This is a genomic window from Alteromonas genovensis, assembly GCF_010500895.1.
Lineage (GTDB): Bacteria > Pseudomonadota > Gammaproteobacteria > Enterobacterales > Alteromonadaceae > Alteromonas > Alteromonas genovensis.
In genome coordinates this window covers 265735-283368 of sequence record NZ_JAAAWO010000003.1, presented here as the reverse complement: position 1 = coordinate 283368, position 17634 = coordinate 265735, and the positions used below count along the sequence as shown (strand labels likewise).

General features: G+C 45.3%; 18 protein-coding genes. 9 read left to right on the top strand and 9 right to left on the bottom strand.

The annotated features are described in order from the left end of the window. Window positions 1-47: 47 nt before the first annotated feature. The 5 genes from GTQ48_RS06350 to bioA form a co-directional block, all read right to left on the bottom strand. Window positions 48-839, bottom strand: a complete 792-nt coding sequence (locus tag GTQ48_RS06350; protein WP_163105678.1) for a DUF1206 domain-containing protein — start codon at window positions 837-839, stop codon at window positions 48-50. Window positions 840-1225: 386 nt separating this feature from the next. Then, the gene (locus GTQ48_RS06345) at window positions 1226-2062 is read right to left on the bottom strand and encodes a substrate-binding periplasmic protein (RefSeq protein WP_163105677.1); all 837 of its coding nucleotides are present in this window, start codon (window positions 2060-2062) and stop codon (window positions 1226-1228) included. A 232-nt stretch (window positions 2063-2294) separates the two neighbouring features. Beyond that, window positions 2295-2576, bottom strand: coding sequence for a hypothetical protein (locus GTQ48_RS06340; RefSeq protein WP_163105676.1), 282 nt, complete (start codon window positions 2574-2576; stop codon window positions 2295-2297). Between the two features lie 263 nt (window positions 2577-2839). Next, window positions 2840-3361: a DUF2937 family protein gene (locus tag GTQ48_RS06335; protein ID WP_163105675.1), complete on the bottom strand. Its 522-nt coding sequence runs from the start codon at window positions 3359-3361 to the stop codon at window positions 2840-2842. A 282-nt stretch (window positions 3362-3643) separates the two neighbouring features. Beyond that, on the bottom strand, window positions 3644-4909 hold the full coding sequence (gene bioA, locus GTQ48_RS06330) for an adenosylmethionine--8-amino-7-oxononanoate transaminase (RefSeq protein ID WP_163105674.1): 1266 nt from the start codon (window positions 4907-4909) through the stop codon (window positions 3644-3646). A 109-nt stretch (window positions 4910-5018) separates the two neighbouring features. Here bioA and bioB point away from each other — a divergent pair, with 109 nt between their 5' ends. From bioB to bioD, 4 genes are read left to right on the top strand one after another with little or no spacing between them, the layout of a single operon-like run. Beyond that, window positions 5019-6149: a biotin synthase BioB gene (bioB, locus tag GTQ48_RS06325; RefSeq protein WP_032096071.1), complete on the top strand. Its 1131-nt coding sequence runs from the start codon at window positions 5019-5021 to the stop codon at window positions 6147-6149. Further along, window positions 6149-7396 carry an aminotransferase class I/II-fold pyridoxal phosphate-dependent enzyme gene (locus GTQ48_RS06320; protein WP_163105673.1) on the top strand — a complete coding sequence of 416 codons (1248 nt, stop codon included), beginning with the start codon at window positions 6149-6151 and terminating at the stop codon, window positions 7394-7396. Before bioB ends, GTQ48_RS06320 begins: the two co-directional genes overlap by 1 nt. Further along, window positions 7393-8283: a methyltransferase domain-containing protein gene (locus GTQ48_RS06315; protein WP_163105672.1), complete on the top strand. Its 891-nt coding sequence runs from the start codon at window positions 7393-7395 to the stop codon at window positions 8281-8283. The genes GTQ48_RS06320 and GTQ48_RS06315 overlap by 4 nt, the downstream gene beginning before the upstream one ends. Continuing rightward, window positions 8280-8969, top strand: coding sequence for a dethiobiotin synthase (bioD, locus tag GTQ48_RS06310; RefSeq protein WP_163105671.1), 690 nt, complete (start codon window positions 8280-8282; stop codon window positions 8967-8969). Before GTQ48_RS06315 ends, bioD begins: the two co-directional genes overlap by 4 nt. On the opposite strand, the gene pepE is transcribed toward bioD, so the two are convergent. Then, a complete protein-coding gene (gene pepE, locus GTQ48_RS06305) occupies window positions 8940-9662 on the bottom strand; it encodes a dipeptidase PepE (RefSeq protein WP_163105670.1) in 723 nt (240 codons plus the stop codon). The genes bioD and pepE overlap by 30 nt on opposite strands. A gap of 156 nt (window positions 9663-9818) precedes the next feature. Here pepE and GTQ48_RS06300 point away from each other — a divergent pair, with 156 nt between their 5' ends. From GTQ48_RS06300 to GTQ48_RS06285, 4 genes are all read left to right on the top strand, one after another. Beyond that, window positions 9819-10301 carry a low molecular weight protein-tyrosine-phosphatase gene (locus GTQ48_RS06300; protein ID WP_163105669.1) on the top strand — a complete coding sequence of 161 codons (483 nt, stop codon included), beginning with the start codon at window positions 9819-9821 and terminating at the stop codon, window positions 10299-10301. A 21-nt stretch (window positions 10302-10322) separates the two neighbouring features. Beyond that, window positions 10323-11279 (top strand): iron chelate uptake ABC transporter family permease subunit, encoded by a 957-nt coding sequence (locus GTQ48_RS06295; protein ID WP_163105749.1) that lies wholly within the window; start codon window positions 10323-10325, stop codon window positions 11277-11279. Then, window positions 11276-12046 (top strand): ATP-binding cassette domain-containing protein, encoded by a 771-nt coding sequence (locus GTQ48_RS06290; RefSeq protein ID WP_163105668.1) that lies wholly within the window; start codon window positions 11276-11278, stop codon window positions 12044-12046. The genes GTQ48_RS06295 and GTQ48_RS06290 overlap by 4 nt, the downstream gene beginning before the upstream one ends. 92 nt (window positions 12047-12138) lie before the next feature. Beyond that, complete coding sequence (locus GTQ48_RS06285; RefSeq protein WP_163105667.1) at window positions 12139-13482, top strand: class II 3-deoxy-7-phosphoheptulonate synthase; 1344 nt, start codon at window positions 12139-12141, stop codon at window positions 13480-13482. A gap of 309 nt (window positions 13483-13791) precedes the next feature. Here the strand turns inward: GTQ48_RS06285 and GTQ48_RS06280 are convergent, their stop codons facing one another. From GTQ48_RS06280 to GTQ48_RS06270, 3 genes are all read right to left on the bottom strand, one after another. Beyond that, window positions 13792-14118, bottom strand: a complete 327-nt coding sequence (locus tag GTQ48_RS06280; protein ID WP_163105666.1) for a hypothetical protein — start codon at window positions 14116-14118, stop codon at window positions 13792-13794. 126 nt (window positions 14119-14244) lie between these two features. Next, entirely contained in the window at window positions 14245-14460 is a 216-nt protein-coding gene (locus GTQ48_RS06275) for a DUF3820 family protein (protein WP_163105665.1), read from the bottom strand. Window positions 14461-14482: 22 nt separating this feature from the next. Then, complete coding sequence (locus GTQ48_RS06270; RefSeq protein WP_163105664.1) at window positions 14483-16273, bottom strand: ABCB family ABC transporter ATP-binding protein/permease; 1791 nt, start codon at window positions 16271-16273, stop codon at window positions 14483-14485. A gap of 331 nt (window positions 16274-16604) precedes the next feature. Between GTQ48_RS06270 and moaA the strand changes: the two genes are divergently transcribed. Then, window positions 16605-17573, top strand: a complete 969-nt coding sequence (gene moaA, locus GTQ48_RS06265) for a GTP 3',8-cyclase MoaA (RefSeq protein WP_163105663.1) — start codon at window positions 16605-16607, stop codon at window positions 17571-17573. Window positions 17574-17634 lie beyond the last annotated feature (61 nt).

The window sequence follows — 17634 nt, the reverse complement described above, 5'->3', positions numbered from 1 at the left end:
AATGTGAAGAGTGAGTGAATACTTCTGTCATTAAGTCTCAAAATTGACTAGTCTGTTTTCCGGTATCGGCCCTCGAAACCGCAAAAAATACCGAACCCCATTAAACCAACGCCCAGGGCACTTACCATCCATGGTCCAAAGGGTTGAACTAATAATGTGGATACGGCTTCAGGAAGGCCACCTGCTTTTTCCGATTTTTGCGCGATGGATGCATTCATAAAGAAGACACCAACCATCAAATACACAACGCCCCGACAGGCAAAGCCTAAGCGGGCGCACCACACTACTATTTTGCTTTGTAAGGCAGGCATAGAGCTTACAAATTTATCCATAAAATCCGTTTTTACTACATGTTTAAACTGAATGAGGGAAAAAAGGATGACTGCCAAACTGATTGCGCCAACAAGTATCGCTCCCCATGTTGTTTGAAGAATACTCTCTCCAACTTGCTGCTGTTGCTGTTTAGAATCGTCTTGTAGTGACATTAGCACTTTTATTGATACATAAGTTGCTGAGCCGTAGGCGATGGCAGAAAAGAAATAGAATAGGCGCATGAGGACATCTTTTGGCTTTGTCATATCAAGGTTGCCAGGATTAGTAACACCTTGAGCTAGACGCCACGCTACATAGCAGGCAAAACCTACAGTAACAGCGGTGAGAGAGAACGAGCCAAACGGTGTATACAAGATCTCTTGAAAGACTGATTTTTTCGTCACTTCTTCAGCTCTTGTGGCGGTGAACGCAACAAGCAGTGTAAGAATGCCGAGAACACAGTACACAATGCATTTTGCTGAATATCCAATGCGAGCAATAACTTTAGTCAGAAACGTGATGTCCATATACTTATCTAATTTGCTTTGTAGCGGCTGTGATAGTGACAGAGACATCTGCAAGCTATGCGCCATAGAGACAAAGTGTTGGGGAAATATATGAGGTTGGCGAGATGTATTTTTTTGTATTCTCAATTCTTTTTTAAGGGTAGGTAAGATAAGGCTTGGAAAGCATTTACCGCTATTTTCTAAAATTTAAAATCAAAGTGATTCGGATGAGATTGCGTGAAATATAATATCTGTGCCACCGTGCACAGAATTACATTAAGAAGTATTTACACTATTCGCTGTAATATCTTTATTCGGCACTGCTAACGCAATGCGCAAGCGCTGATGTTTGAATACAAGTCGAACGTAAATACAAATCGAACCCTAATATAAATTGAAAAGTACCGTTAGTTTTTTTCCGCAAGCCAAGCGTCGACGCTTTTAAGCCAGACCTCATACAAGCTATCTGAATTGGCGTACTGCTCGAACACGGCTTTTAATTCTTTTGAATGGCGAAGGGAGACAAGTGCTTGATTAATGTGGTTGAGCTTATCTACTGCCGCGCTATTGTTGCTTAACGCTAAGGTATGAACACCGCTGGGGTGGAACTCTTCACTGACTTGTTTCATGCACTTGGGCGTTGCGGCCTTGTTGTAATTGACACAGTAGTAATTAATTATGCTAGTGCCAAAGAATAAGTAATCTAATCTGTTTCCTTTCAACATGTCATAAAGCTGCGGGCGATGAACCGTAGAATAGATATTTTTAAAACCTAACTCTTTAGCCAGTGTTTCTTGAAGGGAATTTGCAGACACACCTATGGCACTGTTTTCTAAATCAATGTCGTCAAAATGGATAACAGGATTACTAGGCTGGGTGAATATCGCCGAACCTTCAGCGATAAGGGGTAGCGAAAAAGAAGCCCATTTTTCTCGCTCAGCAGTCTTTAATGCACCAAAAACCATGTCCACTTTGCCGTCTTTGATTCGCTTCATAGACGCTCGCCACGAAGATGGCTGAAGCTCAAGCTGATATTTCGCATGTTGCGTTGCTAGCTCAAAAAGCTTCCAGGAAATACCGTAGGATTCAGACGCTTCTACATACCGCTTATGATTTTCAAATACCGTAATGCTCACGGTATTGTTTGCAAATGCGGGTAATGCACTTGCTAATAAACTGACTAGCGACAGAAACAGTAAAGACCATGACAATCGGCTTTTAAGGCGGCACATTAAAGGTTTCAAAACTGGTTCACTACAACATTCTCTTCTGACACGCTAGCATTGTGTAGAAACTGAACCTGCATTGCAATATGACCAAGCCAGAACGTTTCTAAAGTACAAGCGTTCTTCAATCTAAGCGCTTTAAATTAAGCATTCCTGTGGCCTTGCGCTTAATCGGGGCTCAATGTTTAAAAACAGTAAGGACCACAGTGTGTGCATGTATGCACCAAAATTTGCCAGCTGTAAACATTGATTAGTGATGAACGTGAGTAATATTGACCTTTTTGTTTAACGTTTTAAGACGTGAAACAAGCTGAGACAGTTCTTCCACTGAACCTGAATAGTTTATCTTCTTGTTCATTTGCTTACCTTTCACCGCTGTGTGAAATAAAGCGTCGCTTTCAAAACATGCGGTTTTTCTGTCAAGTGCGTTCCACTCTTTCTGCAAATCGGTGGGAATAGAGTGGCGTTTAGCGTACAACTTGTCTTTAATTTGCAACACTTTTCCGATCAATACTTGTGCGTCAGTTGGCATAATTGTTTCTCCTTAAGCTATCAAACACGAATGAGGTATTGCGCTTTTTAATGAAGAATAAGTTCTTAAAAAGCATATGTACCAGGAGCACGGTTGGTGCTGATATACGTACTCATTCGTTAACCTTCATCTAATAATCTGTATTAACAAATACGTTATTACTATCTAAGATGTTGCATCATCAATGCCAATTTGCAGTTACAACGTGTAAATGCGCGTTAGAGGCAAAGCAACATCGTCAATGAATGATAAACACAAGTAGACTACTTGTAAGAGAAGGGTTTTGAAGAGCTCTTTAACTTTTTGGCTTGGCAATAGCAAAAATGAGGGGTCCAAATAAGCAGGTTGAGCAAGATAGCGGTTACTAAACTAAAAATGACCGAAGCCGGCGTGAGGGGAATGGAAGGGCGAAAGTTATCGACTACTTTTTTTAACGTTGAAAACTGTTCTGGGTTGGCCATGTAGGTCAATTTTTCAAAGTAGTGACCATACTCAAGGGTACGCATTCCTTGCTCTAAAGAGTCAATCATTGAAAAGCGCTGAGCTTTTTGCGAGGCGTTATCTCTTACTAGGGCCTCGTCATTTTGTTGGAGGCTGTCTAGCATGGCTTCAACCGATAAAAAGCCATGCTGCTTTGCTAACTCAGAAGACAAGGTGACTTCATCTCGTATAGCATCGTAATAGCCATTAAGGTACTGCCTGTAATGATCGGCAAGAATGGGCACTTGTAGCGTAATAATAAATAAAACAGCAAAAACAACTTTATCTAAAACGCGCGTGATCATTAGTTAACCTCAAATTTAATACAAATATGACAGCGATTTACTTGGCATCCATACCAGCAAATATGTATTTAACAAAGCATGCATTAACGCTAAAGACTCCCATTACCGCAGCAGCTGTGCTACTTTCTCGCAATGCGTAATACTTGGCGCATGCCATCGTCGAAGTGCGTGGTGTATGAACTCCCACATCCTGATGACACCAAATCTATTTAGCCTTCGAATTAATAGCTCTTTGCCTTAGCTTCACTTCACCTTAGTAACACTTTGCCTTAAAAGATGTCGCTATTTAAAGAAGTCATAGATAGCGTGAGTCAATCTACTTAGCTGCTCTGAACTTATTATGTATGGAGGCATAATGTATACCAATTTACCGAAGGGTCTTATCCATACACCGTGTTTCACAAAATGACGCTGTATTTCTGCCACGTTAACGGGCTGCACAGCTTCAACTACGCCAATAGCGCCCAGTACGCGTACATCCGCTACACTTGGTAAGTCTGCACATTTTGCTAATTCGCTCTGTAATTGTTTCTCAATAGCCGGTATCTGCTGCTGCCAATGGTTTTCATTTATAATAGATAGGCTTGCATTAGCCACAGCACAGGCAAGCGGATTGCCCATGTAGGTGGGTCCGTGCATGAACACACCCGGCGAACCTTGGCAAACTCCCAATGCCACATCTTCAGTGCATATCGTTGCAGCCATGGTTAAATAGCCACCGGTTAAGGCTTTGCCTAAGCACATAATGTCTGGCGTTATACCCGCGTGCTCACAGGCGAACAGCTTCCCTGTGCGTCCAAAACCAGTTGCAATCTCATCACAAATAAGCAGCACATCATAGGTATCGCACAACTGACGACAGCGTTTTAAATATTCAGGATGGTACATGCGCATACCGCCTGCTCCCTGAACAATAGGCTCTAATATCAGCGCCGCCATTTGGTGGTGATTTTTTTCAAACAATTCTTCTAAAACAAGGATGTCGTCTTCGCTGAAGGTTTGACCGTAACGAGTCTGAGGGGCGGGAGCGAAAAATTGCTTGCTCAACACGCTTTCAAACAAGCTATGCATGCCGTTAACCGGATCGCACACACTCATTGCTGCAAATGTATCACCGTGGTAGCCATTGCGAGGTGCAACAATTCGCGATTTCTCGGGTCGCCCTTGGCATGCCCAATACTGAATGGTCATTTTAATTGCCACCTCAACAGACACAGAACCTGAATCAGCAAGAAAAACTCGTTCTAGCCCTGCAGGAACCATTTGTAGCAGGGTTCTACATACATCCACTGCTGGCTGGTGGGTAATGCCACCAAACATGACATGGGAAAAAGCATCTACCTGATCGTGAGCGGCTTTATTTAACATAGGATGATTGTAGCCATGTATTGCCGCCCACCAGCTAGACATACCGTCGACAAGGACCTCACCAGTAGAGAGCGTCAGTTCAGCGCCATTAGCCCCAGTGACTTCGTAGCATGGTAGTGGATTAACGGCAGATGTATACGGGTGCCAAATATGCTGTTTATCAAATTCAATATTGTTCAAAATTTAACCGTTAGTAAATATTTTGGAATGGTCAGAGTTGACAACTTTGTAATGACGCATAGACTAAGCCAGCATTCTCATTTAGTAAAGAACAAGTAAAGGACAGTCCATGACACTGGCTTCAGCGCAAAATGCGCAAACGACAACAATTCGTAACGATTGGTCGAAAGACGAAGTAACCGCTTTGTTTGAAATGCCATTTAACGATTTACTCTTTCAAGCACAGGTCGTGCATAGGCAGCATTTTAATCCCAATGAAGTTCAAGTGAGCACGCTATTGTCGATTAAAACCGGTGCATGCCCGGAGGATTGTAAATATTGTCCGCAAAGCGCGCGCTACGACACTGGGCTTGAAAAAGAACGTCTTTTAGAAATCGAAAAAGTGATTGAGCGCGCTAAAGAAGCAAAGCAAGTTGGCTCTACACGCTTTTGCATGGGTGCCGCATGGCGTAACCCTCGCGACCGCGATATGCCGTACATTGTAAGCATGATTGAAGAGGTGAAAAAGCTGGGCCTCGAAACCTGCATGACCCTTGGCATGCTTACCCGAGACCAAGCCGTTGCACTCAAGCAAGCAGGGTTAGATTATTACAATCACAACCTTGATACCTCGCCAGAGTATTACGGCGATATTATTACTACACGCACATATGAAGACCGCCTAAATACCCTAGAAAATGTCAGAGAAGCAGGCATGAACGTATGTTCTGGCGGTATTGTTGGTATGGGAGAAACAGCAGCAGACAGAGCAAGTATGCTTGTGCAGCTAGCAAACCTGCCTGAGCAGCCACAAAGTGTTCCTATTAATATGTTAGTTAAAGTAAAAGGGACACCGTTAGACAGCGTTGAAGATTTAGACTACTTCGAGTTTATTCGCACTATCGCTGTGGCGCGAATTATGATGCCTAAGTCTCACGTTCGCTTGTCTGCAGGTCGAGAGGCTATGAACGAACAGATGCAAGCCATGTGCTTTATGGCAGGGGCTAACTCTATATTTTATGGTTGTAAGCTGTTGACTACGTCTAACCCGGATACTCACGAAGACGTTATGCTGTTTAAAAAGCTGGGCATTAACACGGAAAGAACCCGCGACTTTTCTGACGAAGCCCATCAACAAGTACTAGAAGAAGAAATTGCACAGCAAGCTGAGGGCGATGCTGACGCACTTTTTTACGATGCTAGTAAGCCAAAAGCTGCTAAAGCCTCTTTGAAAAACGAATCGAATACAGCAGAGGCCTAATGTCTTTTTCTTGGTTAGAAGATGCACTCACTCAGCGGGCCCAGGTGGGCTTGCTGCGTCAACGCGTGTGTCAGCAGTACGAAAAAGACAACGTTATTTGTATTAACGGTGAGCACTATCTCAACTTTTCCAGCAACGATTACCTTGGTATGCGCCAGCATGAAGGGGTGCTGCAAAGCTGGGTAGAAGGGCTTGCCCAATTTGGTGGCGGTAGCGGTGCATCACCGCTTGTGACGGGTCATACGCAGGCTCACCTCGCGCTAGAGGCCACCCTTGCTGACGGGCTAAATCGTGAGGCGGCTTTGTTATTTAGCTCAGGCTTTGCCGCGAACCAAGCCGTGTGTACGGCGCTTTTTGGCCAAGGTTCCCCAAGCGCGTCGGCAGCGCAATCGTCGGCTATTTTTGCCGATAAACTCATGCATGCTTCCTTTCTTGAAGGGGCTATGTCACTTAAAAAGAATGTCTCGCTTCGCCGGTTTAGACACAATAATATGGAGCACCTAGCATCGTTGCTGTCTGCTCGCGAGTCGTTGCACAGTGATGCGCTGATAGTCAGTGAGGGTGTGTTTAGTATGGATGGCGATCGAGCACCTGTAAAAGAAATAGCGGCATTAGCAGAGCAACACCGCGCTTGGTTTATGCTCGATGACGCCCATGGCATGGGTGTTTATGGAGACAACGGGTTTGGTACAGTTGAGGAATTAAAGTTAAGTCAAAACCAAGTACCTATTGTAATGGGAACCTTTGGCAAAGCCATTGGAACAGGCGGGGCATTTATTGCTGGTAGCCAAACACTGATTGATTATTTAGTTAATTTCTCAAAACACTATGTCTACTCAACGGCCATGCCGCCTGCGCAAGCAGTTGCCACCTTGTATTCGCTCACTCATATTGGCACTGACACCTCTCGCCAAGACCAGCTAGGGGCAAATATTGAATACTTCAGAGTGCGGTTTGCCCAAGAGTTTGGAGAAGACTGCGTTGCCCATAACGCAGCGACCGTTGGCGACCTCTCTTTGATTGGCTCTAAAAGCGCAATTCAGCCTGTTATTGTGGGTTGCCCTAAGCGAGCTGTAGCGCTTAGTGATGCGTTAAAAGAGCGAGGGATGTGGGTTAGCGCTATTCGTCAACCCACGGTGCCGAAAAATGAAGATAGACTGCGTATTACTCTTACCGCCACCCATACCGAACAAGATATCGATATGTTAGTTGACGCGCTCGCTTTGGCGAATGGGGCCATATCGTGAATGAATTTTGCGCTCAAGCAGCAAATGCATTGGCTCAGGAGAAAGGCGCAGTGGCTCAGGAGAAAGGCCTGGATAGGCCAACCCCACTACAGAATGCTAGTAAAAGTTTAAATATAAGCTCAGGCATAAGTGAGAAAGCAGTCGCAGAGCGCTTTTCCAAGGCAGCCCCACGTTACGATAAGCTCGCGGCTATTCAACACACCATCGCGCAGCATGGGTTACACAACTTACCAGCCCAACTTGTTGGCAATGCCCTTGATATTGGATGCGGGACAGGTGTACACACCCAATCTCTCAACGCACGTGGCTTACATGCCGTTGGTGTTGATATTGCACAAGGGATGCTGTCGTTAGCGGGTACTAACTACCCCCATCTCACTTTTAAACTGGGCAGTGCTCAAGCGCTACCTATAGCAAGTAACAGCATTGATGTTGCCTTTTCATCTATGGCATTGCAGTGGGCCAACTGCCTAAATAGTGTCGCTGAAGAAGTGCATCGGGTACTCAACCATGATGCCATCGCAGAATTGGCCATAATGGTATCGGGTTCCTTTGAAGAGCTAACGCACGCGCGTAAATTAGCTCAGCTTCCTACTGCAATGACTCCATTACCCACTGCCGATGGTTGGAATCGCGCATTTCGCGGCGCAGGGCTGGCCGTGAAGCGAGTTATTACTCGAGACTATGTGGATAGCCACAGCGACATTATGTCTTTATTGCGCTCGGTTAAAGGCGTAGGGGCAGGAGAGACAGGCAAGCAACAAAAAGTGCTTAGTCGTCAGGATATTAAAAAATTGAGTATGGCGTATCACAACATTCATGGCGAAGCGGGGAGTCTCCCGCTTACCTATCGCGTATGTCATTTTAGATTGGAAAAAAAGGCATGAAACAATACTTCATCACCGGCACAGACACCGAAGTCGGCAAAACCTACGTTACATGCAAGCTTCTTGAAGCAGCGTCGCAATTAGGGCACAAGGCGATTGGTTATAAGCCAATAAGCGCTGGATGCGACCTTATTGATGGTGAATGGGTAAACGAAGATGCCGCCTCTATCCAGAAGTCTAACAGCATTGATTTACCTATTAGCGAAATAAACCCCATTGCGCTTACACCGCCCATCGCTCCGCATATTGCGGCCGTTGAGGCGGACGTGTTACTAAGCGATGAAAAAATAATAAAGGGGCTGGGAAGTCTGCAAACTTATAAACCAGATTTATTATTAATGGAGGGGGCCGGTGGCTGGCGTTTACCGCTTAATGTGGGCGATGAGACTAAGCCAACTCGGTTTTTATCTGATGTAGTGGCATCCATTGGTATGGACGTAATATTAGTGGTGGGTATGCGCTTGGGGTGCTTAAATCATGCCTTACTCACTGCCCAAGCTATTAGAGGTGACGGGCTTAACATTGCCGGCTGGGTAGCCAACGACATTACTGGCAATATGACCCGCTATGGCGATAATTTAGCGTCGCTAAAAGCAATGCTGCCAGAGCCGTTGTTAGCCGAAATCCCCTTCGGCCAACAGCCAAGCGACGACAGGTTAGCCCTCGCGATTGAGCAACTCTGTTAAATCTGCACCAGGAGCAATGGGCGATTTTTCATTTCCCAAAAATACATAACCTTCCTTATCTCCCGCTAGCTCGAGCTTACTGTCAGTCAGCGTAAGAGCAGTTCCCTCGCGTATAGCTACTACGGGGGTGCTGGGGTTCAGTGCTGTAAATTCGAAAAGCCGTTGATCACGAGTTTCACCATTAAAGCCCTCAGGCTGATAATCGGTGTAGTGCGGATTTAATTGGAAGGGGACAATGCTCAGTGCTTCAAAGCTAGGCGGCTCAATAATAGGCATGTCGTTGGTGGTTCTAATTGATTGACCGCAAATGTTAGAGCCTGCACTCCAGCCAATATAGGGAGTTGCATCTGCGATGGCATGCTTGATGGGGACCACTAGCGCACCGGCATACAAGGTTGAGAGTAGATGAAAGGTATTTCCTCCACCAACCACAATGCTTTGGCCGTTTTCTTTGGCATGATTAATGGCAGATACTGGGTCTTCTACAGTGTGTAATCCAGTGACATTGCACTCTGGCAGAGCCTCTGCGACTTTATTAACGTATTCATCGTAGGTGCCGGTGACGGCAGCGTATGGAACGAATAGGAGGTCGCGAATATCTCCTAAGTGTGCAAGAATATGAGGCCTTGCATGTTCAAGGTATGCCTCGTCACCTTGACGAGAACTACTAAGCATTAGTGCATGTGCGGTCATACAAACTCCACAAAATCATAGATATAAATTTACGCTGGCTAACGTAAGGTCAATTACTGCAAGAGTACGCTAAATTGCCGTTAAAGTTTAGTGCGGCGAACTTTATGTTGCTGTGGTGTTCGTATCGATAGTCTTACGTAGGTTAAAGGAACGTAAATGAAGCAATCCACATCGGTTTTATTTGTCTGTCTAGGGAATATTTGTCGTTCTCCTACAGCAGAAGCAGTTTTTAAACATAAAGCGGTAGAAGCGGGATTAGATCTCTTCATCGATTCTGCAGGCACCCATGGCTATCATATCGGCAACCCGCCAGATAAGCGCTCTCAGGCGGCGGGTGTAGAGCGAGGTTACAGTTTTAAAGGGCTGAAGTGTCGTCGAGTTCACGAAAGTGACTTTGAAAAATTTGATTATATATTGGCGATGGACGAGAGCAACCTGGGTAACTTACACGGCATGTGTCCTGCTCAATATCACGAAAAAGTCAGTCTGTTTCTCGACTTTTGCGATGAAGATGAAAAAGAAGTGCCCGACCCGTATTACGGGGGCAAACGAGGATTTGAGTTAGTGCTCGACCTCATTGAGTCGGCCTCTGATGGCTTAATCACACATATAAAAAACGCCTCCAGTAGCGCGGTGTAATAATTAGGCCAGCACACGTTGATAAATCCTAAAGCAACGGTTACTGCAGTTGCATCATTATTTGTTGTTGCGCTGGTGAGTGTACTCGCTGTCGTGGCGTTTTCAGATTCACCGAACGCGCTTAAGCTGCATATTTTATATCAACTGCAGCTGCCTCTGGTGCTGACTGCCACCCTGGTGGGAGCTGCGTTATCAGTGAGTGGAGCGACCTTGCAGGTCGTGCTAAGAAATCCACTGGCCGATCCAGGTATTGTCGGTATTACAAGTGGCGCTAGCCTTGTGGCAGCTTTGCTGCTGCTCATTACGCCACACTGGGCTCAAGCATACCTCCACTATTTATTACCATTAGGGTGTTTTATCGGGGCGCTGGCAACCACCTTCACTGTTTACAAACTCGCCAGAAAGCTTCTCGGGTCGTCTACTGCGGTTATCTTATCAGGTATCGCGATTTCCACCTTGAGCGGAGCAATTATCGCCTGGCTCTATTTATTCAGCGATGCGAATTCACTTAGAAACCTGACCTTCTGGTTAATGGGAAGCTTATACCAAACCAGCTGGCCAATACTGCTGGTGGGTGGCCCACTCATTATTGCAGCGCTGTGGTACCAGTTCGCTAGTGCAAGCAGCTACAACAAGCTTTATGCCGGTGATGTAGCGGCGACAAGCAGTGGTGTAGATGTGCATCAGCTCACAGAGCGAAGTTTAGTTGCCTGTGCGATAGCCGTTGGGGCTGCCGTGTCGATGGCAGGCTCTATTGCCTTTGTAGGCTTGTTGATTCCGCACATTCTTCGTTTACTGATTGGACACAATAACAAATTGCTTCTGCCACTATGCGCTCTAGCTGGGGCAACCCTGCTGCTACTTGTTGCACTGTGCTCAGAGCTTACAAGAGCTATTACCCTGCCAGTGTCGATGATCACCGCTACGCTTGGCGGGCCGCTGCTTATCTGGGCGTTGCTAAAAGGTCAGCTTCGATGAGTACGGTGCTGCATTTAACCAGTATTAGTCTCTCCAACCGCTTACAAGTAGATTCCCTGCATGCTGTAAAAGGGGAGTGCATACACCTTCTTGGCCCAAACGGTGCGGGAAAAAGTTCGTTGATGGCCGTTATTGCCGGTCTTATTGCTCCAGAGCAAGGGGAAGTTGTGCTGTGCGATAAATCACTAAGCACCTGGTCACTTGCCGAGTTAGCGTCACTGAGAACCATGCTATCGCAACAGTTGGAGTCGAACTTTGCCTTACGTGTGGGTGAGTATTTATCGTTTTATGCTCACAGTCATCGCGATAACCTTCTTGTTCCGGCTATGCTGGAACGTGCGCTTGAAGTAAAGTCATTTCTCTACAAGCCCCTTACGCACCTTTCTGGAGGAGAGCGACAGCGAGTAGAGATTTGTCGGGCACTGCTGCAAATTTGGCCTCAGCTGGAAATCGGCGAAGGCATTGCCATTCTTGATGAACCCCTGCAAGGGCTAGACATTCGACATCAATACGCCGTTGCTACACTTATCCAAGCTCTATGCGCTAAAGGCAACACCATTATTATGAGTTCCCATGATATTGCTTTAAGTGCTAACTACAGTACTTCACTGTGGCTTATGAATAAGGGGCGTATTGTGGCTAGCGGTGCGCCGCATTCAGTGGCGACCCAACATAATTTAGAGCGCGTATTTGAGTGTCATTTTCTAATAAGCAAGAAGAAAAACTTTCTAGAAATTCAAGTTTGCGCGCCTATCACCCTCCCATAAGTATGTTAAAATATACAAATATAATTTTTAGCGTCAGCAAGCATGCCCCTATATGCATAGCTTTACGATGATATATTTTCAGGAGAGTACCGGTGAGTGAATGGAAAGTAGATAGCTGGAGGCAGAAACCTATTCTGCAGCAGCCAGAATATGAAGACAGTGCCTTATTAAGCAATGTTGAACAGACCCTTAGTACTTATCCTCCATTAGTGTTCGCTGCTGAGGCCAGAGAGCTTCGTCGTCAGCTTGGCGAAGTGAGCCTAGGAAAAGGGTTTTTATTGCAGGGCGGGGATTGCGCGGAGTCGTTTGACGAATTCAACGCACCTAAAATTCGCGATACGTTTAAAGTGCTTTTGCAAATGGCGATAGTGCTCACATTTGCGGGACGTTGCCCAGTAACCAAAGTTGCTCGCATGGCTGGCCAGTACGCCAAGCCTCGCTCTTCAAATTTTGAAACGCGAAATGGCGTTACACTGCCAAGCTATCGCGGTGACATTATCAACAATTTTGAGTTTACCGAGGCGGCGCGTCGTCCAGACCCTAACCGTTTGCTAGAGGCGTATCATCGCAGTTCTTCTACGTTGAATTTATTACGCGCCTTCGCGCAAGGTGGGCTAGCAGACCTTCACGAAGTGAATCGTTGGAACATGGCGTTTGTGGAAAATAGTCCGCTAAAAGAACGTTATTCTGATATGGCCACGCGCATTCAAGATTCATTGGAATTTATGGATGTTATTGGTATTAATGCTAATTCGAGTTCTACGCTGCACGAGACATCGCTGTTTACATCTCACGAAGCCCTGCTATTGAATTACGAGCAAGCGCTAACTCGCACTGACACGCTAACTGGAAAGCCTTACGATTGCTCGGCGCACATGGTATGGATAGGTGAAAGAACGCGTCAGCTTGACCATGCGCACATTGAATTTTTCCGCGGAATTCACAATCCTATTGGGGTAAAAGTAGGGCCAAGTATGGAAGAAGACGAACTAATTCGTCTCATCGATACATTAAACCCGCTAAACGATCCGGGTCGTTTAACACTGATAACGCGAATGGGTGCTGACAACCTTGCCGATAACCTTCCGCGCTTACTGCGCAGAGTGAAAAATGAAGGTCGTCATGTTGTATGGAGTTCAGACCCTATGCACGGCAATACGTTCTCTGCGTCTTCTGGCTACAAGACTCGTAATTTCGACGCCATATTGCGCGAAATTAAGCAGTTTTTCCAAGCCCATGAAGCAGAAGGCACTCATGCTGGTGGTATTCATTTAGAAATGACGGGTCAGCACGTAACTGAGTGTACGGGCGGCGCTTACGAGATAAGTGACGAAGACTTAGCCCAAGCTTATAAAACCCAATGCGACCCTCGCTTAAATGCGGATCAGGTATTGGAAATGGCGTTTTTAGTGGCTGATCATTTGCGCAACGCTTAAGTCTCGACGTGTAAATCAAGGTTTATAAAGCCAAAGTTTATAAAGTTTCAGCTTGTCATAAAAGCTATGCCGCAAATCAAAAAAGGCGCTCATATTTACATTCAAATGTAATGCGAGCGCTTTTTTATGAGTTTTACTTTCTTGTATCGCTTGCCAGACCCTCCCGAAGGCCGAGTTTAAAATGTCCGTATTCTTTGTTGTGTCATCTTGATAGAGAGCCATCGCACCTGCGGTAACACGCCGCGATTACGAATATTTTAAGTCTCGCTGAGTGGGTTACTATCTATGCTGGCTGGTATAAGCGCCATGCTATTCGCTTGTCAGCACATGCTGGCGTTCTTCCTCGCTTAACACGCCTGTAAATATGGTTTCTCTTCTTAGGTTCGCCGTACGCTCGTCATCAGCAAGCAGTAAAGACTTAAATAGCTCAGGGTTATTGACGGTTTCTAAAATACTGCTCCACAGCATATAGCTGCCGTAACGCATGAGCCTATTGTTGTAGCGCTGCTCTAAGGTTTCGCGCACGCCATCAAGTAAGTCAGGGTCATTGAGTACCTTTGTTGCCATGGCCTCATGTATTTTTAGAATGCGGGCGTTAACTTCACCTCGCCTTTGCTTACGGGGTCTTACGGACATAGTGCTTGTTTATTCATAGTACTTGTTTATTCAAAGGGCTTGTTTGTTCGTAGGGCTTGTTTATTTATAATACTTAATATCGGCTCTTTGGATGTAAGCCTTATATAAACGCTGTGTCTAAATGCCTTAATCATCATAAAGAAGAGGCTCGACAACAGATTCTAGGCCATTCAATTTAATTTCATACATCAGTGCAAGTTGCTGTCCCAATTTACCGCTAGGAAACCCTTGCTTGTGAAACCAAACTAGGTACGTTTCGGGAAGATGAAACAATCGTCTTCCCGCGTATTTACCGAATGGCATAGTTTGGTTTATTGCTTCTTTTATGCTTTCCGGGTCCATATGTTAATTTCAAATCCAGTTGTTAAGGCTCGAGTTTGTTACGCTGTTGCGTTTGCCACAATGAGGCATATTCGCCGTCTTTTGCGAGCAGGTCATCGTGTGTGCCTTGCTCCACAATGGCTCCCTCGTTAACCACTAATATCTCATCGGCGTCAATAATAGTGGATAATCGATGGGCAATAACAAGGCTAGTATGGCCTTTAGCGGCATCGCGCAAAGCTGAGAGAATAGCCTTTTCAGAGGCACTGTCTAATGAACTTGTCGCTTCATCGAAAATCATAATAGACGCACCTTTCAGCAGGGCTCTAGCAATGGCCACGCGCTGTTTCTCGCCACCAGAGAGCTTTAAACCTCTCTCGCCAACGGTTGTCTCGAGTCCCTCTGGCAACTTCTCGATAAAGGCTTCAAGGTGGGCAAGTTTAATAACCTGGCTAATTTCGTCATCAGTGGCTTTGGGGTTGCCGTAACGAATATTCTCTTTTAACGAAGTATTAAAAAGCACAGTGTCTTGGGGCACTATGCCAATGTGAGCTCGAAGACTATCCTGTGAGAGCTGCTTAATGTCTTTGCCGTCTATGAATATTTTGCCTTCATTTGGCTCATAAAAGCGAAACAGTAATTTCATAATAGTCGACTTACCGGCACCACTTGCACCAACCACTGCAATCTTTTTACCGGCAGGCACAGTAAAGGTGATGCCGCTGAGTATTTTGCGTTTTTCGCCGTAAGAAAAATGCACGTCTTTGAAGCTGACGGTAGGGTTTGTTGTCTTTAATGTCTCTGCATTCTCAGTATCTTTAATTTTAGGTACTTGCGCGAGTAAATTAAATAGCTTGTCAATATTGGCAAGGCTGCCCCGAATCTCTCTATACACAAAGCCAAGGAAGTTAAGGGGCATAAAAATTTGCATGGTGAACGCGTTAATCAGGACAAAATCACCAATGGTCATTTCCTCGTTTAATACGCCTAGCGCCGCATTGGCCATCATTGCGGTCATGGCAACGGCGATAATACTCGCTTGCCCAGCATTAAGGGTAAAAAGGGATAGTCTATTTCGTCGACGGGCTACTTCCCACGCTGCTAAATCTTCATCGTAGCGATTGGCTTCGAAACGCTCATTATTAAAGTATTTCACGGTTTCAAAGTTCAGTAGACTATCTACCGCCCGCGAATTTGTGGTGGAATCGGCTTCGTTCATTTGTTTCACAAACTGGGTTCGCCAATCGGTAGCTTTCATGGAAAAGCCCACGTAAATCACTACACTCATAACGATAATCAGAGCAAAAGAGATACCGAATTGAAACAGAAGAAGGCCTACGACAAGGCTTATTTCTAACAGCGTTGGCACTATGTTGAACACCATAAAACGCATTAAGAAACTAATGCCGTTTGTACCCCTCTCTATATCCCGAGACAGGCCACCTGTTCTGCGATTTAAATGAAAACCCAAATCTAAATTATGAAGGTGTTTAAATACTTTGAGGCCCACGCGTCTCATCGCGCGTTCAGTGACTCTACCAAATAAGGTATCGCGCACTTCCCCCAGCAGTACATTGAGCAGCCTAAGTACCCCATAGGCCACAATCAAGCTGATGGGAACGGCCATGGCAAGGGTGGCAAGATCGCCATTGAGACTGTCTACAGTGTACTTCAATACGTAAGGAAGCCCGATGCTGGCAAGCTTTGCAGCCACTAAGCATAGAATAGCCAGTCCGACGCGTTGTTTAAATTCAAAAAGATAGGGAACGAGCTGGGACAACACTTGCCATTTTACGGGCTCATCATCATTAATAGGTAAGCGATTTTTTCTCATTTTATACTGCAGTAACGTCCAAATTTGCTTCTATGTAAGCCAATAACATCAAAACACATGTTACAAAGGCGCTTTAGTGACTTAATAATACGTAGCTTAACAGTACGAGATGAAATGATTCTAAGATTATGTCGGTCTCATTTAATGTAAAGAAAAGCGCTTCACTATTTATATACGCTGTTGGTAGTGTAAAGTAACGGCAGTGTAGAGTATATAAGAAGCCAATTGGCGAATAAGATATAGCAATACACGTAGGTGTAAGTTTTTTCATCGTTGTATCTTACCAGAGTAGGTTGTTGGTAAAGATGCAATAAAAGCATTAGGAGTTAGTTTGCTAGAAGATAGTTTCGGAAGACAGTTTCATTATTTACGTTTATCGGTAACCGAAGCATGTAACTTCCGTTGTCAGTATTGCTTGCCCGATGGCTATGATGGCCCTTCGAGCGATCAGTTTATGTCACTATCTGAAATTGACACTTTATTGCAAGCTTTCGCTAGCTTGGGCACTTCAAAGGTACGCCTCACTGGCGGAGAGCCCACCTTAAGGCGTGACTTTATTGATATTCTTCAACTCACCGCCAATACGCCAGGCATAGAAAGAGTCGCGATGACAACCCATGGCGCGCGTATGGAAAAATACGCATCTCAGTGGAAACAAGCGGGCCTTGATCAGGTTAACGTAAGCATAGACAGCCTCGACCCCAGGCAGTTTGCTGCTATTACTGGGCAAGACAAATTGAAGTCGGTATTGAGAGGGTTAGATGCCGCGGTCAGCGCCAAACTAGAGGTAAAAGTAAATTCAGTATTATTGAATGATTTTTCAGACAGTCGGCTACAGCGTTTCTTATCATGGCTTAAAGATATGCCAGTTACTCTTCGCTTTATTGAGCTAATGGAAACAGGGGATCTTTCTCAATTTTTCAGTAAACAGCACCAAAGTGGCTCACCTTTAAAAACAACCCTAGAAAATATGGGCTGGCAGCCAATTGTTCCGAGAAAAGACGCGGGCCCTGCACAAGAGTTTTATCACCCCGACTACGCGGGCAAAATAGGGCTCATCATGCCTTACAGCAAGGATTTTTGTAAAACGTGTAACAGACTGCGTGTATCTGCTCCCGGTAAACTTCACCTTTGTTTATTCAGTGAAAACGGTATTGATATGCGCGACCTACTGGCTAAAGGAGATGTGCAGGAGGTAGTGACATTTCTGAAACATGCTTTAGGAACAAAACATGCAACTCATTATTTGCATGAAGGGAAAACCGGTGCCACTAAACACTTAGCTATGTTGGGTGGATAGATTTATTTAGTGAGTTTTTGCTCGAAAGGTGGGGGATAATTGCGATGGATCAACCTAGCGC